Here is a 22,528-nt window from a genome sequence, read left to right on the forward strand (position 1 = left end):
CTAATCCCAGCTATGTCGTCGGGCGCAGTACTCGTCTTCGGAGGTGCGGGCGTGCCGTTCGTACTCGGCAATGACCTGCAAGGTGGCGGACTGGAGCAGGGAGCCTGCGGTGAGCAGGGCCGCGAGATCGCGCAGGCCCTGCAGGCAGGTCACGGTGGGGGGTAAGGCTTGGTCCTGCATGATGCGTTGCTGGCTCGGTGATGGGCGGGATGTGCCTCCCGACAATTCGATTGTAGGTAGCACCGGCCGTGCCAAATGCAAACCAATGTGTCCGCGCGTACCTTCAGGGCCTGGAATCGCAAATCAGTTGCTTCGGAGCCACGGAACATAGCGCGCGAGCAGCGCAGCCATCACAAGCGTGCCCCCAATCCACAGCACGATGATGACCGCGGCCGCCACGCGGCTGCTTGGGCGTTGCCCGGCCGCAACGGCGGCGGCCCGGTGCTCGCGCATGAGGTCCGGCGGGATCATCCGGATGGCCAGCATGACCCCGAGCGGCACCAGCACGACATCGTCCAGGTAGCCGAGCACCGGGATGAAGTCGGGGATCAGGTCGATGGGCGACAGCGCGTAGCCCGCCACCAGCAGGGCCACGGCTTTTGCGTACCACGGGGTGCGCGGGTCGCGCGCGGCCAGCCACAGGGCATGGACATCGCGCAATACCTCGCGCGCCCATTTGCGCCCGTAGGCGGTCAGCCGCGCGCCGTGGGCCCGCACATCGTCCACCACCGGCACGAACGCCAGCACCAGCAGCAACGCCGCCAGCGCCAGCGTGGCGCTGAATCCCAGATGCTTGAAGCCCAGCGCGCCGACGACGCCGCCGAAGAAGAACAGCGCCACCAGCATGGCCAGCATGCGCAGCCGGGACCGGTTGGCCAGCACCGGCGGCCTGGCCTCGTCGGATTTGGCGAGGTTCCAGTAGAACAGCTTGCCAAGCTCGATGCCAATATCGGTCACCATCCCGGTGATATGGGTAGTGCGGATCTCGGCGTGGGAAATCTTGGTGATCATGGCGTTTTGCAGGCCCATGATGAAGCACAGCACCATCACCGTGGCGGGTATGAACAGCCATTGGTGATTGCCAAGGTTGCCGCCGAGCAAGCCAAAGCACAGCAACAAGAAGGCCTCCAGCATCAGCGGCAGGGCATATTCGCTGTTCAGGTGCTCGCGCCGTGCCCAGTTGATGAGCACGGCGGAAGTGGCCGCGCCCGCCAGGAAGGACAGCAGCGCGCCAAGTCCCTCCAGGATCAGCCCGACCTGCCCCAGCGCCAGGTGGTCCGCCATGGCCGAGACGATGCCCGTCATGTGGGAGGTGTACTGCTGCACGGCAAGGAAGCCGCCGGCGTTGGTGGCGCCGGCCACAAAGCTGAGATAGCCGGCAAGCTGCCGGTTGGCGTGCGGGCTGCGTACCCGTCCGGTGAGGTTGCGCAGGTAGGTGATGGGCATGGTCGCTGACTGCCGGGCCGGCCGCTTAGTCGGTCAGCAAGGCGCAGATGACGCGCAGCGCCACCGACTCGTCCGGGCCGCTGGCCTGGATGTGCAAACGCAGGCCGGCGCGCGCCGACAAGCGCATGACCTCGGACACATTCTTGGCGTCCGCCGCGCAGTCGTTGCTGCTTAGCTGGATGTTGCACTCGAACTGGCTGGCCGTGGCGGTCAGCCGTGTGGCCCTGCGGCCCTGCAGGCCGTGAGGACTGGACATCTCAATCGTTGCTTCTACCACATCACCCTCGGTAAAACCTCTATGCAGCGTGGACACCGGGCAAGCCGGAAGGCGGGCAACTGGCGCGGCATGGCCTGCCGCCAGGTATTGAATGGTAATCCAATTACCTTGCCTGGCACATGGATGCCTCATGCAGCCCACTTCTTGCAGCCCACTATCTCCCGCCTCGCTGGCAGAATATGGCTTCGCCCGGCCACAACCGATGCCTGTGCCGTTCGCCATGCCGCCATGTCCTTTCCGGAGCCATCGCCCCACCATGCAAGCACGCCCCCAATCCGTTGCCGTCCCGTTCCGTCCGCTTTCCCTGATGCTCGCGGGGCTTGCCCTGGCAGGCACCCACGCGGTTGCGCAGACCATCCCCGTGCCTGCGGTCTCGCCTGTGGTGGAGCGCACCTACGCCACACTCGAAGCCGCCCCGCTAGTCAAGAAGGTGCTGGCCGACGTGAAGGCGGATGACGCGCGCTCGCTGGGCGATCTCAAGACGCTGACCGAGATCCCCGCGCCACCGTTCAAGGAGAAGGCACGGGCCGAGCATTTCCTCTCCCGGCTCAAGGCGCTTGGCCTTGCCGATGCGCATATCGATGCCGAGGGCAATGCCATCGGCATCCGCAAGGGCAGCGGGAACGGCCCCAAGCTGCTGATCTCGGCGCACCTGGACACGGTCTTTCCCGAAGGCACCGATGTCACGGTCAAGCCGCGCGACGGCCGCCTCTATGCGCCAGGCATCTCGGATGACACGCGCGGGCTGACAGTCCTGTTGTCATGGCTCAAGGTGCTCAACGACAACCAGGTGCGCACTGTGGGCGACCTGGTGTTCGTTGGCAACGTGGGCGAGGAAGAGTTGGGCAACCTGCGCGGCATGAAGGCCGTGTTTCGCGACCACCCGGATATCGACGGCATGGTCGGGCTGGAGCCGGGCGTGGGCGACCGGGTGCTGTCGCTCGGCACCGGCAGCCATCGCTATGAGGTGACGTTCCGTGGCCCGGGCGGCCACAGCTTCGGCGCCTTCGGCCTGCCCAGCGCCATCCACGCGATGGGACGGGCCATTGCCAAGGTGAGCGACGTGCGCCCGCCCGAGGATCCCAAGACCACATTCACGGTGGGCACGGTGGGCGGCGGCACGTCGGTCAACGCGATTGCGGGCGATGCGCGCATGGCGGTGGATATCCGCTCCAACGCTACGCCATCGCTGCTGGAAACCGAGAAGCAGATCATGGCGGCCATCGAGGCCGGGGTTGCCGAGGAAAACCGCCGCTGGCATCCGGCCGACGCTGCCAGCCAGATCACCTACCAGGTCAAGCTGATCGGCGACCGTCCGGCGGGCCGCACGCCGCCAGACGCCACCATCGTGCAGGCGGCGGTGCGCGCCATCAAGGGCTACGGCAAGGGCACGCCCAGTTTGCGCGGCGGCAGCACCGACGCCAATGTGCCGATGTCGCTTGGCATTCCCGCCATCATCATCGGCAGCGGTGGCAAGACCGGCGGCTTCCATGCCCGCGATGAGTGGTACGACCCGACCAACGCCTGGGAAGGCGCCCAGGTCGGGCTAACCACCGTGCTCGGGCTGGTGGGCGTGCAGGGCGTGAGCCAGCCGTTGCTGGAAAAGCGCGCCGCCGCCAGGTAGCCAGCGGGCGGTGCCGGCCTAAGCCGCCACCGCCTCTTCATTCAACGCCGGGAATGCCGCTCCCCATGTTCCGCCGGCTGCCGCTCGACCGCCTGCGGCGCGGCGATCCATTTCGCCACCGCCAAGGCATCCAGCGGGCGCGAGAACAGATAGCCTTGCCCCATATGGCATCCCTGCGATAGCAGGAAGCGCCGCTGGGCTTCGTTTTCCACGCCTTCGGCGATCACCGCGAGCTTCAGGCTGTCGCCAATGCGGATGACGGCGCTGGCCAGCTCGCGGGCGGCGGCATCGCTTTCCAGGTCGATCACAAAGCTCTTGTCCAGCTTGAGCTGGTGCACGGGCAACTGCCTGAGGTAGCCCAGGCTGGAATACCCCGTGCCGAAGTCGTCCATGGACAAGCGCACGCCTTGTGCGTGGATGGCGGCAACGGTGGCGGCGAGGCCCGCGTCGTCTTCCATCAGCAGCCCTTCGGTCATCTCCAGCACCAGCGCCTGGGCGGGCAGCCCATGGCGGGCCAGGGTCTCGGCCACTTGCGCAGGCAGCCCCGGGTCGCGGAAGCTGGCGGGCGAGATATTGACGGAGATCGTGGGTACGGAAAGCCCTTCCCGGCGCCAGGCAGCTAGCTGCGCGCACGATTGCTCCAGCACCCAGCGGTCCAGCGTGCCAATCAGGCCGCTGTCTTCGGCCAGTGGCACGAAGCGGTCCGGCGACACCATCCCAAAGTGCGGGTGGTGCCAGCGCACCAGCACCTCCAGGCCATAGAGGCGCCCATCACGCAGGAACACCTGGGGCTGGAAGTTGAGATGAAGCTCCTCGGCCAGCAGGGCGTCGCGCAGCGCGGACTCCAGCGCCAGGCGCTCCTGGGCGGCCCAGTTCATCTCGATGCTGAAGAAGCGGAACAAGTTGCGCCCCGCGGCCTTGGCGTCGTACATGGCCATCTCGGCGCAGTGCAGCAGGTAGTCCAGCGCATCGCCGTCGGCCGGGAACATGCTGATGCCGATGCTGGCCGAGGGCGCAATGCTGGCGTGGTCGATGCGCAGCGGCTGGCGCAGCGCGGCCAGGATGCGCTTGCCCGCAGCAATGGTCTGGGTGCGGTCGCAGTCGGGGAGCACCAGCGCGAATTCGTCGCCCGACAGCCGCGCCACCAGCGCGGTATCCCCGGCGTGCGCGCTAAGGCGTTGCGCAACCTCGCGCAGCAGCTTGTCGCCGCCGACGTGGCCGAGCGAGTCGTTGATATGCTTGAAGCGGTCCAGGTCGACGAACAGCACGCTGAGCGTGGTGCCGGCCGAGCGCGCCGCGAGCAGCAGGGTGCCGGCCTGCATCTGCAGCAGGCTGCGGTTGGGCAAGCCGGTCAGTGAATCGTAGTGGTCGAGCTGCAGGATCCGCTCGGCGGCTTCCTCGCGCTCGAACGCGAGCTTGCACAGCGAGGCGCATACCTCGGCCAGCTGCTGGTGGAAGGCGTCGGGCTGGCGGACGGTGCGGCAGTAGAAGGCCAGCGTGGCAAGCACGCGGCCATCGCTTGCCTTGATCGGATAGGACCAGCATGCCGCCAGGCCGAGGGGTAGGGCAAGATCACGAAAATCCGCCCATAGCGGATCGTTGGCAATATCGCTGACCATCACCGGCTCGCCCAGCCAGGCGGCCGTGCCGCAGGAGCCCACGGATGGCCCGATGGTCAGGCCGTCCAGCGCGGCCGAATACTCGGGCGGCAGGCCAGGCGCGGCCAGCGGGTGCAGGCGCCCATCGGCGGCCACCCGCAGCACGGACGCGATCACGGCGGGTGCCACGCGTTGTACTTCTTCGCAGATCAATTCCATCACGGCGGGCAGCGGCTGCTCCATCACCATGGCTTGCAGTACCTTTCGCTGCAGCATCTCGTAGGTCCGCTGCTGGGTGATGTCGGAGAGGATGACGATGGCGTGATGCCGGTCGCCGGTCGCGCTGACCAGATGGCGCACGGTGGCGCTGACCCAGAGTGCGCTGCCGTCGCGCGCATACACCAGAGCCTCGTGGCGCTCACCGCCCGGGGATGAGCGCTGGGCATGCAAGCGTTGCATCACGCCGGGATCGGTGAACTCGCCGGCCAGTATCTCGCGCGGGGTCTTGCCCCTCAGCTCGCAGGGCTTGTAGCCCAGCATGCGCGTGAGCCCGGCGTTGCCGTACACGATGTGCCAGTCGGCATCGACCACCAGCACGGCACTGTCGATCTCGTCGGCAATGACGGATAGCAACGGGTGATGGTCGCGGCTGGCATCCGGGTGGTTGGCCACCTTTACCAGCAGCGTGCGCAGTGTCACGTCGCCCAGGCGGGTGCTGGATTCCGCGACATGGCCAAAGCGAAGTTCGCCATCCGGCCTCAGTATCCGGACGGCGGGCAAGGGCTGGGCGCGCTGCGCGTCGGCATCCGGCAGCTTTTGCACGAGCGCCTCCACGTTCATGCCGAAGACTTGCGTACGGGATGCGCCATAGAGTGCCTCCGCAGCAGCGTTCAGGAAGATCACCTTGTTGTCCGTGTTCAGGATGAAGACGGCATCGGTGGCTTGCTCGAGCGAATTGCGGAACAACTGATGGGGGTCGGCTATGCTGAGCGCTTTGTCTCTATCTGGCATGAGTGAGGTAAACGTCGCTAACGACCGAGGGTGCCTGCCTTGCCCGGTGGGGGCTCGCGGGACATTGACTCGGCTCTGAAGCAGCTATCGGCATCCAGTGCCGGATCCTGAAGTACTTTTTTTTTGCGCCAGGCGTTCCTCGGCGCAGGCCTCGCGCTCCGATGGCTTGGCATAATTGCGCCCTGTCTTGACGGGGCGATGCGCGCGCCGTCCCCTTTTGCATCGATCGAACCGGGATTCTTCATGATCATCTGCGCCGGCGTTGGCCCCGGGCACCTCGACTTCCTGACCCACGGCGTGGCGGAACTGGTCCGTGGCGCCGACATCGTGGCCGGCTTCGACACGGTCATCGACGTCATCCGCCCGCTGGTGCCGCCGGCGGCCCAGGTGGTCACCATGGGATACCAGGACCAGGTGGAGCGGCTTGCCTGGGTTGCCGCCGAGCACCATGGCGGCCGGCGCTGTGTGGTGCTGTTCATGGGCGACATGCACTTCAGCGGTTTCCAGTACCTGGAGCGGGTCGAGCGGGCATGCGGCCATCCGGTGGATACCGTGCCCGGCATCTCTTCGGCCCAGGTGCTGGCTGCGCGCGGCAAGGTTTGCTTCGACGAGACCACCTTCCTGACCTTTCACCGGCGCGGAGACCTGGAGCCGTTCAAGCGCCATCTGGTGCACGTGCTGGCGGACCAGCGCAACGCCATCGTGATTCCGCGCCCATGGGATTTCATGCCCAGCGATATCGCCGCCTGGCTGGTGGCGCAGGGCGTGCCGCCCGAGCATCCGGTCGAGGTCTGGGAGAACCTGACGCTGGCCGATGCGGACTGGCGTGGCACGCTGGCCAGTTGCACGCTGGCGTTCACCGATATGAGCATCATGCTGATCCGTGCGCTGGCGCCAATGGCCAGCCAGATCGAGCTGGCGCCGCTTGCGTAGTCCCGCGCGCCGGCCGCGCGGGGCAGGCTTTCGGCATTGATCTGCCGCAATTCGCCCGCATTGCCCGCTTGCGCTGCCCCGCGCACGGAGTAGAGTCCATTTTCGGATAGTCGGAAAAACGTCTGCAACCGTGTGCAGGGGTCTCCAGATCGGAGGAAAACATCATGGATTTCAAGACCGTGCTGGTCGAACTCGGTGCGGATCCCGGCTGTGCGGATCGCGTCAACCTGGCTGCGGAACTGGCGCAGCGCTCGGCCGGCCATGTGATCGGGGTGACGGCCACCGGCATGCGGCTGGAGCCGTTCCGGGGCGCGGGCGACGAGGCGGGATACTACGCGGAACTGGCCCGGCGCCAGTTGCTGGCGCAGGGCGCCGAAGCCAGCGCCGCATTTCATCGGGCCATGAGCGAAGCGGCGCCCGGCGTGGGTTTCACCCACCGGGTCATCGAGGACGACGTGGGCTGGGCGCTGGTCCAGCAGGGGCGGGTGGCGGACGTAGTCGTCCTGGCCCGCTTGCCCGGGCCGGAGTCCATTCCCGTGCTGGTGGCACAGACCCCGGAATATGTGTTGCTCAACACCGGCCGCCCGGTGCTGCTGGTGCCGCCGGGCGTGCGGCATCTACCCTGCGAACATGTCGCCATCGCATGGGATGGTGGGCGGGAAGCCGCCCGGGCCGTGGCCGATGCGATGCCTCTGCTGCGCCTGGCCAAGCGTGTCACCGTGGTGTCGGCGTCCAGCGCGCATGACGGCTCGGCGACCCACGGCATGCCCGATGTGCCCGGTGCGCACGCCGGCCTGCGAGATCACCTGGCGCGCCAGGGCATCACCAGCGTCATGCACGCCGTGCAAGGCAGCCATGGGATTGGCCAACTACTGCTGGAGGCGGTGCGGCACTTGCAGGCCGACCTGCTGGTGGCGGGTGGCTATGGGCACGCCCGGCTGCGCGAGCTGGTCACTGGCGGCACCACCCGCACCCTGATGCGCCACGCCGACATTCCGGTGTTGATGTCGCATTGAAGGTCGGTCTCGACTGGCATCAATATACTTTTTAATATAATATTAAACCGTATATTGATTAGCAGGCCGGGGTCTCGCCCGGCCTTTGCCGAACCCATGCAAGCGGCTTCTCCCTCCCTGAGCCTGGACACGATGCGCGCCGCCGCGGGCGACGCCACCGCCATGTTGCGCGCCCTCGCCAATGAAGACAGGCTGCTGCTGCTTTGCCAGCTTAGCCAGGGCGAGATGTCGGTGGGCGAGCTCGAAGCGCTGCTTGGCATCCATCAACCCACCTTGTCGCAACAGCTTGGTGTGCTGCGCGCGGAAGGGCTGGTCAACACGCGGCGCGACGGCAAGCGGATTTTTTACGCGGTTGCCGATGCGCGGGCGCTGGCCGTGCTCGAAACGCTTTACGCCCTGTATTGCCCCACTGAATGAAGGAGCCACTGGCCATGATCATCGACTGGACACACTTCACGCCCTGGTCCGCGCTGGGCGGGGGCCTGCTGATTGGACTGGCCGCCGCCGCGCTCGTGCTGTTCAACGGGCGCATCGCGGGCATCAGCGGCATCGTTGGTGGCTTGCTGCGGCCAACGCGCGCGGAAGCCGGCTGGCGTATCGCCTTTGTGCTTGGCCTGCTGGCGGCACCGCTGCTCTGGCGCCTGTTCGGCGCGCTGCCGGAGATCCGGGTCCATGCCGGCGCTGGCCTGCTGGTCGTAGCCGGCTTGCTGGTGGGATTGGGTACCCGCTACGGCGCGGGCTGCACCAGCGGGCATGGCGTTTGCGGGCTGTCGCGGCTCTCTCCGCGCTCGCTGGCGGCCACCGCGGCCTTCATGGGGGCCGGTTTTGCGACGGTCTTTGTCGCACGGCACCTGCTCGGCGCATGAGGAGCGACATGAACCGCCTTTCTTCCTTGCTGATCTCGCTGGCCTCTGGCCTGGTGTTCGGCCTCGGGCTGATCCTGGCCGGCATGGCCAATCCACAGAAGGTGCTCGGATTTCTCGACCTTGCCGGGCGCTGGGATCCCTCGCTGGCGCTGGTGATGGGCGGCGCGATCGCGGTGGGCGTAGTGGCGTTCGGTATCGCCCGGCGGCGTGCCGTCTCGCTGCTGGGCATGCCCATGCAGCTGCCGGCGTCGCGCCGGATTGACCGGCGCTTGCTTGGTGGTGGCCTGTTGTTCGGCGTGGGCTGGGGGCTGGCGGGGATCTGCCCGGGGCCCGCGCTGGTGCTGCTGGGCGCGGGCGCATGGCAAGGCGCAGTCTTTGCGCTGGCCATGCTGGCCGGCATGGCGCTGTTCGAGTGGCTAGAATGGCTGGGGCGCGGCCGCGCTTTACCCGGCAAGGCATTAACCGGACATTAACCGGACAACAGGAGTCATCCATCGATGCGAACTGATGAGGTCATCGACGAGGCCGAGGTAGAAACGCCCGCCAGAGCCCAGGCGGCGCGGCGCAGCACCTGGGTGAGCGTGGCCGTGAATATCCTGCTGACCTGCATGCAACTGGTGGCGGGCGTGGTGGCCGGCTCCCAGGCGTTGATCGCGGATGCCATTCACTCGCTCTCCGACCTGGTCTCGGACTTTGTGGTGCTGTTCGCCAGTCACCATAGCCGCAAGGGCGCGGATGCCGACCACCAATACGGCCACCAGCGTTTCGAGACCGCCGCCTCGCTGGCAATCGGCCTGCTGCTGCTTGCGGTCGGCGTCGGCATGCTGTGGTCGGCCGTGCAAAAGCTGGAGCATCCCGAGTTGATCCAGCCGGTCAAGGGTGTCGCGCTGTGGGTGGCATTGGGCGCGCTGGCGGCAAAGGAATCGTTGTTCCGCTACATGCTCGCCGTGGCCGAGCGCGTGCGCTCCAGCATGCTGGTTGCCAACGCATGGCATGCGCGCTCGGATGCGGCATCGTCGCTGGTGGTCGCCGTGGGCATCGGCGGCAACCTGCTTGGCTACCACATGCTTGATCCAGTGGCCGCCCTGGTGGTCGGCCTGATGGTGACCAGGATGGGCTGGAAGTTCTCCTGGGATGCCCTGCATGACCTGATGGACCGCGCCGTGGATGCGCAGAGCATCGAGGCGATCCGGCAGGCCATGCTGGCCACGCCAGGCGTGCTGGGCCTGCATGACCTGAAGACCCGCAAGATGGGCGACGCGATCCTGGTCGACGTGCATCTGGAGATCGATGGCGCAATGACGGTCGAGGCGGGGCACCGTATTGCGGTGGAGGCGCGCCTCGCCGCCATGCAGATTCAGGACGTGCTGAATGTGATGACCCATGTCGACCCGGTGCGCGTGCCGCAGCGCCAGGCGGAAGACCCGGCGCGCGCAGGCGCGGCATGATGGACTGGCCAAAGCGTGGGCCGGGCGGGGCAAACGTCCTTTGCCGATGCCCGGTATGATTGCCATCCTGGCTTGAAATGGCTTTCCCGGTGGCAAAAAGCGGTCCGCCCGCTTCGCCGCGCAGACACGCACCCCCCGCACCCGCCGCTCCATGGACCACACGCAAACCCAGTCATCGTCGATGAGATTCCTGCCGTATCTCGTCGCGGCTACCTTCTTCATGGAGTACCTCGATACCACCGTGCTCGCCACTGCGTTGCCGCAGATGGCGCGGTCGTTCGGGGTCGGGCCGAATGACCTGAGCCTGGGCATGACGGCCTATATGCTGGCGCTGGCGGTGTTTATCCCGATCAGCGGATGGATCGCTGATCGCTTCGGGTCAAGGACGGTGTTCGGCGGGGCGATCGTTGTTTTCACGGTGGCCTCGGTGCTGTGCGGCGCATCGAACGGGTTATTCGCGTTCACCGCGGCGCGCGTGCTGCAAGGCATTGGCGGCGCGATGATGGTGCCGGTCGGGCGGCTGATCGTGGTGCGCAACACGGATAAGCGCCAGTTGATCAAGGCCATCTCCACCATCACCTGGCCGGCCATCGTGGCGCCTGTGGTGGGGCCGCCCATTGGCGGGTTCATCACCACCTACGCCTCCTGGCGCTGGATCTTCCTGCTCAACGTGCCATTCGGCATCGCCGCGCTGATCGCCACCTTCATGATGATCCGCAACGAACGCGCGAGCGAGCCCAAGCCGCTTGATATCGTCGGCTTCCTGCTCAGCGGCGCCACGCTCACCTTCGTGCTGTACGGCACGGAGCTGGCCAGCCAGCAAGGCTCCAGCCTGGCAACGGCGGGCGCGTTCGTGGCCGCCGGCCTCGCCCTGGGCGTGCTCGCCGTGCGCCATGCAGCGGGCCGCGAGCATCCGCTGCTCGATTTCACGACGCTGCGCGTGCCGACGTTCTCGGTCACCGTGATCACCGGGTCCGTCACCCGCATCGGCATCGGGGCGGTGCCGTATTTGATGCCGCTGCTGTTCCAGGTTGGCTTCGGGCTGTCCGCGTTCCGCTCCGGGCTGTTGCTGCTCGCCAGCGCGCTCGGCAACCTCGGCATGAAGGCCTTGACCACGCGCGTGCTGCAACACTACGGCTTTCGCGCCACCGCGATCGTCGACGTGGCTTTCGCCAGCGTGTTCATCGTCGCGTGCGGCTTGCTCACGCCCGAGACGCCGCTCGCCATCGTGCTGTTCGTGGTGTTTATCTACGGCGTGACGCGCTCGATGCAGTTCTCCACGCTCGCCACGCTGGCCTACGCCGATATCCCGCAAAACCAGATGAGCAGCGCCAATACGCTATGGAATGCTGCCCAGCAGATGTCGATCGGCCTTGGCATTGCGTTTGGCTCGCTGTCGCTGAGGATTGCCGCATCGCTGCGCGGCGAGGCCAGCGACGTGCCGCACTTTACGCTCGGTGATTTTCGCTGGGCGTTTCTCTTCGCGGGCGCGCTGACGCTGGTGTCGTTGATCGGGTATGTCCGGCTCGTGCCGGATGCGGGGCGGCATCTGTCGAGCCGGCGGGCGGCTGGATGACGGGTTCCTCCCGATATGAAGTGAGTGGCGGGCGAGCGTGAGCCGGGCGAACGCTGCGCAATGCTCGCCCGCTGCGGGCTACACAAACTGAACGGAACTCGGCAGGGGCCTGACCGGTCACACCATCCGCATCCACCGGAGTCAACGCAAAATGATCCTGTAAGCCCACTTCAAACCTGTTCGCGCTTGTTGAACCCTTGTTAACCCTTGTTGTGCCCTCGTTGAGCACTTGGGTTCCAGGCGCGCTACCTGTCTTGTCTGGAGCTTGCATGGCTGACTTCACATCGATTCCGTTCGCGGTTTTCTCCGCGCCGCAGTCCGGCGGTAATTCTGGTGCCACCCCCCTGGATTCCCACTCAGCTTCGCAGCCGGCGTTCTGGATTTCTTTGCGCCACGTCACCGTGGCGCTGCCCGATGGGCGGGTGCTTCTGGACGACCTGAGCGACACCTTCCCACCCCGGCGCATCGGCCTGGTTGGCCGCAACGGCACCGGCAAGAGCGTGCTGGCAAAGGTGCTGGCGGGCCTGGTCACGCCGGATGCCGGGCGCGTCGTCAGGCATGCCACCGTTGCCTATGTGCCGCAAGACGGCAGGCTGGCAGCTGGCGCGACGCTAGCGGATGTCGCCGGCCTGACGCCGGCTTTCGATGCGCTCGCCCGGGTGGAGCGGGGCGAGCCGGAGGGGGCGGACTTCGACCTGCTGGAAGGGCGGTGGGACCTGCGCGGCCAGCTGCGGCTGGCCTGCGAGGCGGCTGGCCTGGGGCATCTGGAGCCGGAGCGGCTCGCCGCCAGCCTCAGCGGTGGCGAACTCACGCGCGTGGCGCTGGTGGGGGCCTTTCTTTCCAGCGCAGATGGACTGGTGCTCGACGAACCCACCAATCACCTCGACTTCGTCGCCCGGCAATGGCTGCGCGCTCAGTTGCGGCAATGGCGCGGCGGCGTGGTGGTGGTCAGCCACGACCGCGAATTGCTGGAAGACATGGACCATATCGCCGCGCTGACGCCGGATGGCTTGCGCCACTACGGCGGCAACTACACGCTGTATGCGGTGCAGCGCGATGCCGAAGCCGCCGCCGCGCAAGCCGCGCTGGATCACGCGCGGACCAGCCGTAACTCGGCCTTGCGCGACTTGCGGCGCCAGCACGATGCCCATCAGCGCCGTGCCGCGCGCAACGACCGCGCGGGCACGATGGCCAACCTGCCCGGCATCCACCTCGGCCGGCTGAAGGACGGTGCGCAGGGGTATTCCGGCCGCGAGCAGCGGCGCCAGCAGGAAACCCGCGCGACGCTGGACGATGCCGTGCGGCAATCCGCGCAGCGCATCGAGGCCGGCCCGCCGGTGGCGCTGATGCTGCCCGGCGCGGTGGTCGCCGCGGGCAAGCGCGTGGTGCACGCGCAAGATGCGATCCTGCCGTTTGCGGCCGGCGCAAAGCCGCTCAGCCTGACGCTGGCGGGGCCGGTGCGCGTTGCCGTGACCGGGCCGAACGGCTGCGGTAAAACCACGTTGCTCAAGCTGCTGGCCGGCGTCGAGAACCCGGTGTCCGGGACCTGCTCGGCAGGTGTTCCCAATGCCTGGCTCGATCAGCAGGCGGCGACCCTGCTGCCGCCGGCGATGTCCGTGCTGGAGCGGCTGCGCGAACTGGACAGCCCCTTGCCGGAGGGCGTGCTGCGCAGTCATTTGTCGTTGCTCGGGCTGGGTGCGGCGCTGGTGCGGCAGCCTTCCGGCGAATTGAGCGGGGGCGAGCGCCTGAAGGCGGCGCTTGCCTGCGCTTTATGGGCCGCGCAGCCTGCCCAAATGCTCTTGCTCGATGAGCCTACCAATCACCTCGACCTGGATTCGGTGCACGCGCTGGAGCAGGCCTTGAGCGCCTATCCCGGCGCCATCCTGGTGGCGTCGCACGACCGGCGCTTCCTCGACGCGCTGGATTTGACCCACGTGCTGGCGTGGCAAGGCGGGGACTGGCAACTGGCGGCTTGCAGGTAAGCCGCGCGGGCTGGTGTCACCCGTGCGTGTCGTCGGGGATTTCATCGACCGAGCGCACCGCCGCGCGCCGCAGGGCGTCCAGCGCGACACTGACCGCGATACGGCCAAAGCCGTCGTCGCGCCAGTACATGGATACCGAGCCAAAGCCCGCCAGCCGCAGCGGCAGGATGCGCAGGGCGCCGAGATGCTCCAGGCGCCGCGCGGTCCGGTGCGAGGCCACGCCGATCATGTTGCTGTGGTTGAGCAAGGTCAGGTTGAGGATGACCGAGTTCGACTCCACGCAATCGGCCGGCATGCCCTGGCCAGCCGCGTTCAGCGCCGACTCCAGCGTGTTGCGGATGGGCGTGCCGCGTGGCCACACGATCCACCGGTATGCCTGCAGGTCGCTCCAGCCCGGTTCGGCCAGCTCAAACAGCGGATGCCGCGGGCGCGTGACGAAATGGATCGGCTCCATGTAGAGCGCCTCGGCGCGCATTTGCCCGTCCTGCAGTTCCGGCGCGGAGCGGCCCACCACGATATCGACCTCGCCCCGGGCCAGTTGCGCCATCAACAGGTTCATGGTGCTTTCCACCAGCCGGACATGGGCTTTCGGCAGGCGCTGCAACAGCGAGGTGACGGCTAGCGGCACGGTATCGGCAGCCGACGCGCCGGAGGCGCCGATCACCACCAGACCGCTGCCGCCTTCGCGCATGGCCTGCATGTCGTCGCGGGCGGTATCCAGGTGCGCCTCGATGCGCCTGGCATGGGCAATCATCGATTCGCCATAGGGCGTGGGGCGCAGGCCGCGCGCGTGGCGCTCGAACAGCGGCAGCCCGATGTCGTCTTCGAGTTCCTTGAGCCATTTCGACAAGGCGGGCTGCGTAGTGCTGAGCGCCGCGGCTGTCTGGCTCATGTTTCCGGTCTGCGCCAGGCTAAGCAGCATCTGCAAGTTGCGCAGCCGGAGCCGCTGGGTCCAATCCATCAGGGTATTCCCTTTGAGGTATATCCATATCCATATGGATAAGAGGAATCCATCATTTTACAAGGTATATCTCCGGGCGTATAAATCTTCCATCGCACCCCGCAGCCCACGGCGGCTGCCCAGCGCCCCGACCGGGCGATGAATCGGAGACAAGGCCATGCCAGACGCAAAGAAGAGCACCGACCGTTCAGCTTATTACAGCCGCATCGGCCGCAACCAGATGGCGCCCCTGTGGGAATCGCTGCACGCGCTGGTCCCGCGCGAGCCTCGTCCGCAAGCGCAGCCGGCGATCTGGAAATACGCCGAGATCCGCCCGCTGGTGATGCAGGCGGGCGAGGTCATCAGCGCGGAAGAAGCCGTGCGCCGCGTGCTGGTGCTGGAGAATCCTGGCCTGCCCGGCAAGTCCAGCATCACCTCCACGCTGTACGCCGGCTTGCAGCTGATCCTGCCCGGCGAGATTGCCCCCAGCCATCGCCATACCCAGTCCGCGCTGCGCTTTATCGTGGAAGGCCGCGGCGCCTGGACCGCCGTCAACGGCGAGCGCACCACCATGCATCCGGGCGATTTCATCATCACGCCGTCGTGGACCTGGCATGACCACGGCAACCCGTCCGTGGAGCAGGGCGGCGAGCCGGTGGTCTGGCTCGACGGGCTGGATATCCCGCTGCTGCAGCACCTGGACGCCGGTTTTGCGGAAAACTACCCCGAAGCCTCGCAGCCGGTGCTGCGTCCCGAAGGCGACAGTTTTGCCCGCTTCGGCCACAACATGCTGCCGGTGCGCCACCGCGTCACCGATCCCACCTCGCCAATCTTCAGCTATCCCTATGCCCGCAGCCGCGAGGCGCTGGACCAGCTCTACCGCAACGGCGAGCTCGATGCCTGGGATGGCGTGAAGCTGCGCTATGTGAACCCGGCCACCGGCGGCTGGCCGATGCCGACCATGGCTACCTTCATGCAATACCTCCCTGCCGGTTTCCAGGGCAAAACGTATCGCAGTACCGACGCCACCATCTATTCCGTGGTGGAAGGGCGCGGCACCGTGCGCATCGGCGAGGCGCAGTTCCAGTTCGAGCCGCGCGACACCTTCGTGGCGCCGTCCTGGCAGCCGGTGCAACTGGCTTCGGTCGAGGACACGGTGCTGTTCAGCTATTCCGACCGCCCGGTGCTGTCCGCGCTCAACCTGCTGCGCGAGGAGCGCACCTGATCCGGCGCAGTCCCATTTCTTTGCCTTTTTCCCATTTCCTTGCCTGAGGTCTTCCATGTCTTTTGTCATTACCCCTCCCGCTGCCGTGGCCGTGCCGGTCGTTGGCACCAGCGACCAGTTTCCCGTGCGCCGCGTCTACTGCGTGGGCCGCAACTACGCCGCGCATGCCCGCGAGATGGGCTTCGATCCGGACCGCGAGCCGCCGTTCTTCTTCTGCAAGCCGGCCGATGCCGTGATCCCGGTCGCCTACGGCGAGACCCTGGCGCTGGCGTACCCGGCCCAGACCAGCAACTACCACTATGAATCCGAGCTGGTTGTCGCCATCGGCAAGGGCGGCTCCGATATTCCGCTGGAACAGGCGCTGGAGCACGTCTGGGGCTATGCCGTGGGCCTGGACATGACCCGCCGCGACCTGCAGATGAAGATGCGCGAGATGGGCCGCCCGTGGGAAATCGGCAAGGCCTTCGACGCCTCGGCGCCGATCGGCCCGATCCATCCGGCTAGCGATGTGGGGCATTTCGAGCAGGCCGCGATCTGGCTGACCGTCAACGGCGCCGACAAGCAGCGCAGCGACGTCACGCACCTGATCTGGTCGGTGGCCGAGACCGTGGCGGACCTCTCCAAGTACTTCCGCCTGGAACCGGGCGACCTGATCTACACCGGTACGCCGGAAGGCGTCGGGGCCGTCAAGCCGGGTGACCTGATGGTTGCCGGCGTGGAGCGCCTCGGCGAGCTGTCGGTGCGGGTGGCCTGACGGCGTCGAGACTCCGGATTTCGAGAAAGAGGGCTTCACCGTGCAGATCTATAGTTTCTTCAACAGCTCCACGTCGTACCGCGTGCGCATCGCGCTGGCGCTCAAGGGCCTGCCGTACGACTACCAGCCGGTCAACATCCGCGTGGGCGAGCATCGCGTCGCGGACTATGTGGCGGCCATCAACCCCTCGGCGGTGGTGCCGGCGCTGGTGGACGGCGACTTCCACCTGGGCCAGTCGATGGCGATCATCGACTACCTCGATGCCCGCCATCCCGAGCCGCGGCTGATCCCGCAAGCGGCGGAGCTGCGCGCGCGGGTGCTGGAGCTGGCCAATGTGATTGCCTGCGATATCCATCCGGTCAACAACCTGCGCATCCTGCGCTACCTGCAGGACACGCTGGGCGTGACACCGGAGCAAAAGGACGCCTGGTACCAGCATTGGGTGGACGAAGGGCTGGGCGCGGTGGAACGGCTGCTGGCGCAGCACGGGCGCGGCCCGTGGTGTTTCGGCGACCAGCCCACGCTGGCCGACTGCTGCCTGGTGCCGCAGATCGCCAATGCGCAGCGCATGGGCTGCCGTACCGAACATTTCGAGCACGCCATGGCGGTCTACCGCCATGCCTGCGAGCACCCGGCCTTCCAGCAGGCAGAACCTCAGCGGCAGCCGGACTACACGGCGCGCTAACCAACGCGACAGGGCACCCCGAGGCCGGATGGCCACCGGGTGCGCACCCAAGGAGACGAACATGAGCAACACGCGCAGCACGGACCGCAAGGTGATCGTGGTCGGCGGCGGCATCGGCGGCCTGGCCGCCGCACTGGCGCTCGCCCGGCAGGGCATCCGCGTTGAATTGCTGGAACAGGCGGCCCAGATCGGTGAAATCGGCGCCGGCATCCAGCTTGGCGCCAACGCCTTTGCCGCGCTGGATGCGCTGGGCGTGGGCGAAGCCGCGCGCAAGCGCTCCGTTTTCACCGACTACCTGGTGATGATGGATGCGATTGACGCCACGGAAATCGCCAAGGTGGATGTCGGCGAGCGCTATCGCCAGCGCTTCGGCAACCCCTATGCGGTGATCCATCGCGCCGACATCCACCTGTCCATCCTGGAAGCCGTGCGGAATCACCCGCTGATTCAGTTCCGCACCGCCACCACGGTGTGCGCGCTGGAGCAGGACGAACGCGGCGTGACCGTGATCGACCAGCACGGCGAACGCCACCAGGGCGATGCCGTGATCGGCTGCGACGGCGTGAAATCCGCCGTGCGCCAGGCCTTGCTCGGCGACGAACCGCGCGTGACCGGCCACGTGGTGTACCGCGCCGTGGTGGATGTGGCCGACATGCCGGCCGACCTGCAGATCAACGCGCCGGTAGTGTGGGCCGGCCCCAACTGCCATCTGGTGCACTACCCGCTGCGCGGCGGCGAGCAGTACAACCTGGTGGTGACCTTCCATAGCCGCGAGAAAGAAGTCTGGGGCGTGCGCGATGGCAGCAAGGAAGAAGTGCTGTCGTACTTCGAGGGCATCCACGCCCGCCCGCACCAGATGCTGGACCGGCCCACCTCCTGGCGGCGCTGGGCCACCGCGGACCGCGACCCGGTGGAGCAATGGAGCTTTGGCCGCGCCACCATCCTGGGCGATGCCGCCCACCCCATGACGCAGTACCTCGCGCAGGGCGCCTGCCAGGCGCTGGAAGATGCCGTGACACTCGGCGCGGCCGTGGCCGAGACCGACGGCGATTTCGTGGCGGCCTTTGCGCTGTACGAGAAGGCGCGCATCCCGCGCACCGCGCGCGTGCTGTACTCCGCCCGCGAGATGGGCCGGCTGTATCACGCCAAGGGCGTGGAGCGGCTGGTGCGCAATTCGTTGTGGGTCGGACGCACGCAGGACCAGTTCTACGACACGCTGCAATGGCTGCACGGCTGGCGCGCGCAAGACTGCCTGGGCGGGGCGCGGTAGGAGGAGCGCCGGCCCGAAGTGACCCAAAGTGGCCCAAAGTGTCCAAAAGAAGCAAAGAGCAACCAAAGAGCGGCCAAAGAGCCGCCAAAAAATGGCGAGTCGATCGCAAATCGGCCGCTTCGAAACACAATGCAGGAGACCGCTGTGCCCACGCAACCATCCATCGGCATTACCGAATTCATCGATCGCCAGCCGCTATCGGCCTTCCAGGTCACGATCGTCGCGCTTTGCTTCTTGATCGTCGCCATCGACGGGTTTGATACCGCCGCGATCGGCTTTATCGCACCCGCGATCCGCGCCGAATGGCAGCTCACGCCGGCGCACCTGGCGCCGTTGTTTGGCGCCGGGCTCACCGGCCTGATGGCCGGCGCGTTCCTGTTCGGCCCGCTGGCCGACCGCTTTGGCCGCAAGAGCGTGCTGCTCTTCTGCGTGCTGTTCTTTGGCATCGCGAGCCTGGCCTCCGCGTTCTCCGGCTCGCTGTGGGGGCTGGTGGCGCTGCGTTTCCTGACCGGTCTGGGGCTGGGCGGCGCCATGCCCAATACCATCACGCTGACCTCCGAGTATTGCCCGGCCAAGCGCCGCTCTTTCCTGGTCACGACCATGTTCTGCGGCTTCACGATTGGCTCGGCCCTTGGCGGCCTGGCCTCGGCGAACCTGATCGAGGAGCACGGCTGGCGCGCCGTGCTGCTGCTGGGTGGCGTGCTGCCGTTGCTGCTGCTGCCGCTCCTGGTCTGGAAGCTGCCTGAGTCGGTTCGCTACCTGGTGCTGAGCGGCAAGCACCCGGAGAAGGTAGCGGCCATCCTGGAGCGGATCGCGCCGCGCGAGCGTGTCGCACCTGGCAGTATCGTGGTGGCGGACAAGCGCGCGCCCGGCTCGCCGGTTGCGCACCTGTTCAAGCCCGAACTGGTGCGCGGGACCTTGCTGCTGTGGCTGACCTTCTTCATGAGCTTGCTGGTGATCTACCTGCTGTCCAGCTGGCTGCCCACGTTGCTGCGGGCAACCGGGATCTCGCTCAAGACGGCGGCCCTGGTCACCATGATGTTCCAGGTGGGCGGCACACTCGGCGCCATCGTGCTGGGCTGGCTGATGGACCGGGCCAACCCGCACTATGTGCTGGCCGCAAGCTACGCGCTGGCAGGTGTGTTCATCACCGCCATCGGCAGCCTGACCACGGCGCCATGGTTGGCCGGGGTGGCGGTATTCGCCGCTGGCTTCTGCATCTCCGGCTCGCAAGTGGGCGCCAATGCCTTGTCGGCGGCTTACTATCCCACCGATTGCCGCGCCACCGGCGTGAGCTGGGCCAATGGCGTCGGGCGGATGGGCTCGGTGGTTGGCTCGGTCGGGGGCGGCACGATGTTGTCGATGGGCCTGACCATGCCGGCGCTGTTCCTGATGGTGGGGATACCGGCGGTGATCGCTGGCGCCACCATGCTCCGGTTCGGACGCCATCGCGCGGGCCAGGCACGACGCATGGCGGCGGCTTGAGGGCTGCCAGCGGCGGGTGCGCGTTTCATCCTTGAGTATTCAAATGATAATCGTTATCATTTGAATACTCGGGTTAGTGACACGATCTGAGTCAGCAAATGGGTTACCGGACACGTCTCGTGTCCGGTTTTTTTGTGCCTCCGCCTTACCGTTACTGCGTCTTAGCGTGCCCTTGCGCACGCACGCCGTGCCTGCGGTGCGCCGCTTGCGGTAGCATCTGGCCAGCGCCGGCAGCGTTGTCCTCGCCGCGCGGGCTTTTTCCTTTTCCTTCGATCCAGCGCCACCGATGCGGCTTGCCCGCATGGGGGAAGCCAATGACGGCAGTCGGCAGGCCACCGCAAGACGCTACCTCGCCGGCACACGCCGGGAGGCTCGGTGCTGCTGCCGCCAGTGGCCGGCGCTGGGCATGGCTGCCAGAGCAGGGCGGCTGGAAATACTATGCGCTGCTCGGCGCCATCGGGGTCCTTGTCCTCGGCCCGCTGGGCGGGATTGCCGCGGCGTACATGAACTTCTCGCTCGGCTTCTTCGTAGGCGGGCAGGTGCTGGCCGGCATTCTCGGCTCCACGGTGACCTACGGCTATGGCGCGGACGGCCGCCATGGCGCGAACTATATCCAGACCATTGCCGCATCGGTCGCCGGCATGAGCGGCATGGCCGTGGTGATCCAGGCGATGACCTGGATGGGCCTGCCCGAGCCGCCGATCTGGCAGTTGATGCTGTACATGCTTTGCGTGGGCATGTTCGGTGTGGGCGTGGGCATGTTGTACACGCCAATCCTGGTCGACCGGCTGCAACTCACCTTTCCCTCCGGGCTGGCGGTGGCCAATATCCTGCGCGCCCTGACGGATCCGGTGCTGCTCAGGCAGTCGGTGTCGCGGCTGGCCGGCGGCACGGTGCTGGGCATCGTCAGCGGCATCGGTGCGGCCCGCGTGGAGCGGCTTGCCGCCATCGATTTGTCCGCGTCCACCTATGGCGCGGGCATGATCGTCGGGGCCCGCATCGGCGTGGCGGCGCTGGTTGCCGGACTGGCGGGCCAGGCGCTGATCCCCTTCTTTGTCGCGATCGGCTGGCTGGCGCCGGGCGACCCCTTTCGCAAGATCACCTTCCTGATTGCGCTCGGCATGATCATGGGCGCCGCGCTGCTCGATATCTCGCTGATCCTGCTCAAGGTGTATCGGTATGGCCGGCAGTTGCCCGCCCGGATACGGCGCGAACCCTCTGCGGCGGCAGGTGGCGGCAGCTTGTGGCGGATGGTGGCGTGGGTGCTGTTCTGGGGGCTCGCGGTGGTGGCGGTGGGCGTGGGCCTGCTGCATCAGCCCGCGGGCTACATGGTGCTGGCGGTGCTGCTGGTGTTCGTGTTCGCCATGGTCAACGGCATCTCGGTGGGCATGGTCGACCAGAACCCGATTTCTTCCGCTTTCGTGCTGTCCGTGATCCTGATGGCCGCGCTGGGTTTGCGTGACCCGAATGTGGGGCTGATCGCGGCGACGGTGCTGCTGGTCTCGACCAGCGAGGCGTGCGACATGCAGCAAGACCGCTCCACCGGCTGGCGGCTCGGCACCAGCCGCACCATGCAGTTTCGCTTCCAGGTGGCGGGCATTGTTGCCGGCGCGGTGCTGGCGGTGTTGTTCGCCAGGCTGTTCATGCGGGCTTATCCGGTGCTGGCGCTCGACCAGACTGTGCTCTCGGCCGGCGAGCAGCCCCAGCACTGGGCTTCGGCCATGACTTACAAGATCGTCGGCGCGTTGCGCGGCCTGACCAACGACTTGCCGCACCAGCGCACGGCGGTTGTGCTGGGCATCGTTCTTGGGCTGGCCACGGCGGTGCTGCGCCTTCTGGTCAAGTCGTGGCCGCGCTACCAGCGCTTTGCCCGGGCGGGAAGCGGTGGCAGCGTTGCCGATTTCCTGCTGGATGCGGTGGTGCTGCCGTCGCCCTATGCCTCGTCCTTTGGCGGATTCGTTAACCTGCCCACCTCGGCGTGGTTTGCGCTGGGCGGCGTCGTGGCCAGCGTGCTCAACCGTTTGCGCAAGCCCGGGGACGCGCCGGATGCCTTGCCCGAGGACATGAGCACGACATCGCTGGTGGGGGGCGGGCTGATCGCAGGGGATGCGCTGGCGGCGGTCGGGCTGGGCATCGCGGGGCTGCTGTTTACGGCTTTGGGCTAGCGCATGTGAGAAATCGATGACCAGCCTTCCATTTCTGCCATTTGGCTCGAAGCCCAGCCTCGTGTTCAATTCTTTTGAGATGGATCTGAATTCTTTATCCGGGAAGGCGGGGCCGCGCCGGAGGCGAGTGGCTGTGGCGCAAAATAGGCCGCGGCAGCTGGGGGGAAACCTGGCAGCGTGGGCACGCCCGGCCCCGTCGCCACCGCCCTTGTCGCGAGATCGGATGT

At 66.9% G+C, this 22,528-nt stretch carries 20 protein-coding genes; 15 read left to right on the plus strand and 5 right to left on the minus strand.

Going from position 1 to position 22,528, the window contains the following annotated elements; genetic code table 11:
- From AC1Q7Q_RS25320 to AC1Q7Q_RS25330, 3 genes are all read right to left on the minus strand, one after another.
- Entirely contained in the window at window positions 1–180 is a 180-nt protein-coding gene (locus AC1Q7Q_RS25320; RefSeq protein WP_492371190.1) for a hypothetical protein, read from the minus strand.
- A gap of 123 nt (window positions 181–303) precedes the next feature.
- On the minus strand, window positions 304–1,446 hold the full coding sequence (locus tag AC1Q7Q_RS25325; protein ID WP_492371191.1) for a DUF1275 domain-containing transporter: 1,143 nt from the start codon (window positions 1,444–1,446) through the stop codon (window positions 304–306).
- Between the two features lie 25 nt (window positions 1,447–1,471).
- Window positions 1,472–1,759 (minus strand): HPr family phosphocarrier protein, encoded by a 288-nt coding sequence (locus AC1Q7Q_RS25330; protein WP_492371192.1) that lies wholly within the window; start codon window positions 1,757–1,759, stop codon window positions 1,472–1,474.
- A 220-nt stretch (window positions 1,760–1,979) separates the two neighbouring features.
- Here AC1Q7Q_RS25330 and AC1Q7Q_RS25335 point away from each other — a divergent pair, with 220 nt between their 5' ends.
- Window positions 1,980–3,347 carry a M20/M25/M40 family metallo-hydrolase gene (locus AC1Q7Q_RS25335; RefSeq protein WP_492371193.1) on the plus strand — a complete coding sequence of 456 codons (1,368 nt, stop codon included), beginning with the start codon at window positions 1,980–1,982 and terminating at the stop codon, window positions 3,345–3,347.
- A 41-nt stretch (window positions 3,348–3,388) separates the two neighbouring features.
- Here the strand turns inward: AC1Q7Q_RS25335 and AC1Q7Q_RS25340 are convergent, their stop codons facing one another.
- A complete protein-coding gene (locus AC1Q7Q_RS25340; protein ID WP_492371194.1) occupies window positions 3,389–5,956 on the minus strand; it encodes a sensor domain-containing protein in 2,568 nt (855 codons plus the stop codon).
- Between the two features lie 243 nt (window positions 5,957–6,199).
- Here AC1Q7Q_RS25340 and AC1Q7Q_RS25345 point away from each other — a divergent pair, with 243 nt between their 5' ends.
- From AC1Q7Q_RS25345 to AC1Q7Q_RS25380, 8 genes are all read left to right on the plus strand, one after another.
- Complete coding sequence (locus tag AC1Q7Q_RS25345) at window positions 6,200–6,889, plus strand: cobalt-precorrin-7 (C(5))-methyltransferase (protein WP_492371195.1); 690 nt, start codon at window positions 6,200–6,202, stop codon at window positions 6,887–6,889.
- Between the two features lie 164 nt (window positions 6,890–7,053).
- Window positions 7,054–7,905, plus strand: coding sequence for a universal stress protein (locus tag AC1Q7Q_RS25350; protein WP_492371196.1), 852 nt, complete (start codon window positions 7,054–7,056; stop codon window positions 7,903–7,905).
- Between the two features lie 96 nt (window positions 7,906–8,001).
- The gene (locus tag AC1Q7Q_RS25355) at window positions 8,002–8,322 is read left to right on the plus strand and encodes a metalloregulator ArsR/SmtB family transcription factor (RefSeq protein WP_492371197.1); all 321 of its coding nucleotides are present in this window, start codon (window positions 8,002–8,004) and stop codon (window positions 8,320–8,322) included.
- Between the two features lie 14 nt (window positions 8,323–8,336).
- The gene (locus tag AC1Q7Q_RS25360; protein WP_492371198.1) at window positions 8,337–8,771 is read left to right on the plus strand and encodes a YeeE/YedE family protein; all 435 of its coding nucleotides are present in this window, start codon (window positions 8,337–8,339) and stop codon (window positions 8,769–8,771) included.
- 8 nt (window positions 8,772–8,779) lie between these two features.
- On the plus strand, window positions 8,780–9,244 hold the full coding sequence (locus tag AC1Q7Q_RS25365) for a DUF6691 family protein (RefSeq protein WP_492371199.1): 465 nt from the start codon (window positions 8,780–8,782) through the stop codon (window positions 9,242–9,244).
- Between the two features lie 24 nt (window positions 9,245–9,268).
- Window positions 9,269–10,219: a cation diffusion facilitator family transporter gene (locus tag AC1Q7Q_RS25370; protein ID WP_174425909.1), complete on the plus strand. Its 951-nt coding sequence runs from the start codon at window positions 9,269–9,271 to the stop codon at window positions 10,217–10,219.
- Window positions 10,220–10,370: 151 nt separating this feature from the next.
- A complete protein-coding gene (locus AC1Q7Q_RS25375) occupies window positions 10,371–11,795 on the plus strand; it encodes a DHA2 family efflux MFS transporter permease subunit (RefSeq protein ID WP_492371200.1) in 1,425 nt (474 codons plus the stop codon).
- Window positions 11,796–12,064: 269 nt separating this feature from the next.
- Window positions 12,065–13,777 (plus strand): ABC-F family ATP-binding cassette domain-containing protein, encoded by a 1,713-nt coding sequence (locus AC1Q7Q_RS25380; RefSeq protein ID WP_492371201.1) that lies wholly within the window; start codon window positions 12,065–12,067, stop codon window positions 13,775–13,777.
- 16 nt (window positions 13,778–13,793) lie between these two features.
- Here AC1Q7Q_RS25380 and AC1Q7Q_RS25385 read toward each other — a convergent pair whose 3' ends face one another.
- On the minus strand, window positions 13,794–14,738 hold the full coding sequence (locus AC1Q7Q_RS25385) for a LysR substrate-binding domain-containing protein (RefSeq protein WP_492371202.1): 945 nt from the start codon (window positions 14,736–14,738) through the stop codon (window positions 13,794–13,796).
- Window positions 14,739–14,895: 157 nt separating this feature from the next.
- Between AC1Q7Q_RS25385 and gtdA the strand changes: the two genes are divergently transcribed.
- The 6 genes from gtdA to AC1Q7Q_RS25415 all read left to right on the plus strand — a co-directional run bounded on the left by gtdA (window position 14,896) and on the right by AC1Q7Q_RS25415 (window position 22,301).
- On the plus strand, window positions 14,896–15,942 hold the full coding sequence (gene gtdA / locus AC1Q7Q_RS25390) for a gentisate 1,2-dioxygenase (protein WP_492371203.1): 1,047 nt from the start codon (window positions 14,896–14,898) through the stop codon (window positions 15,940–15,942).
- A gap of 55 nt (window positions 15,943–15,997) precedes the next feature.
- On the plus strand, window positions 15,998–16,696 hold the full coding sequence (locus AC1Q7Q_RS25395) for a fumarylacetoacetate hydrolase family protein (RefSeq protein WP_492371204.1): 699 nt from the start codon (window positions 15,998–16,000) through the stop codon (window positions 16,694–16,696).
- Window positions 16,697–16,736: 40 nt separating this feature from the next.
- Window positions 16,737–17,381: a maleylacetoacetate isomerase gene (gene maiA, locus AC1Q7Q_RS25400; protein WP_492371205.1), complete on the plus strand. Its 645-nt coding sequence runs from the start codon at window positions 16,737–16,739 to the stop codon at window positions 17,379–17,381.
- Window positions 17,382–17,442: 61 nt separating this feature from the next.
- The gene (locus AC1Q7Q_RS25405; protein WP_492371206.1) at window positions 17,443–18,651 is read left to right on the plus strand and encodes a 3-hydroxybenzoate 6-monooxygenase; all 1,209 of its coding nucleotides are present in this window, start codon (window positions 17,443–17,445) and stop codon (window positions 18,649–18,651) included.
- Between the two features lie 144 nt (window positions 18,652–18,795).
- Window positions 18,796–20,136, plus strand: a complete 1,341-nt coding sequence (locus AC1Q7Q_RS25410) for an MFS transporter (protein ID WP_492371207.1) — start codon at window positions 18,796–18,798, stop codon at window positions 20,134–20,136.
- 314 nt (window positions 20,137–20,450) lie between these two features.
- On the plus strand, window positions 20,451–22,301 hold the full coding sequence (locus AC1Q7Q_RS25415; RefSeq protein WP_492371208.1) for an OPT/YSL family transporter: 1,851 nt from the start codon (window positions 20,451–20,453) through the stop codon (window positions 22,299–22,301).
- Window positions 22,302–22,528: the final 227 nt, after the last annotated feature.

It is taken from the genome of Cupriavidus sp. GW823-FHT07A04 (assembly GCF_058794615.1).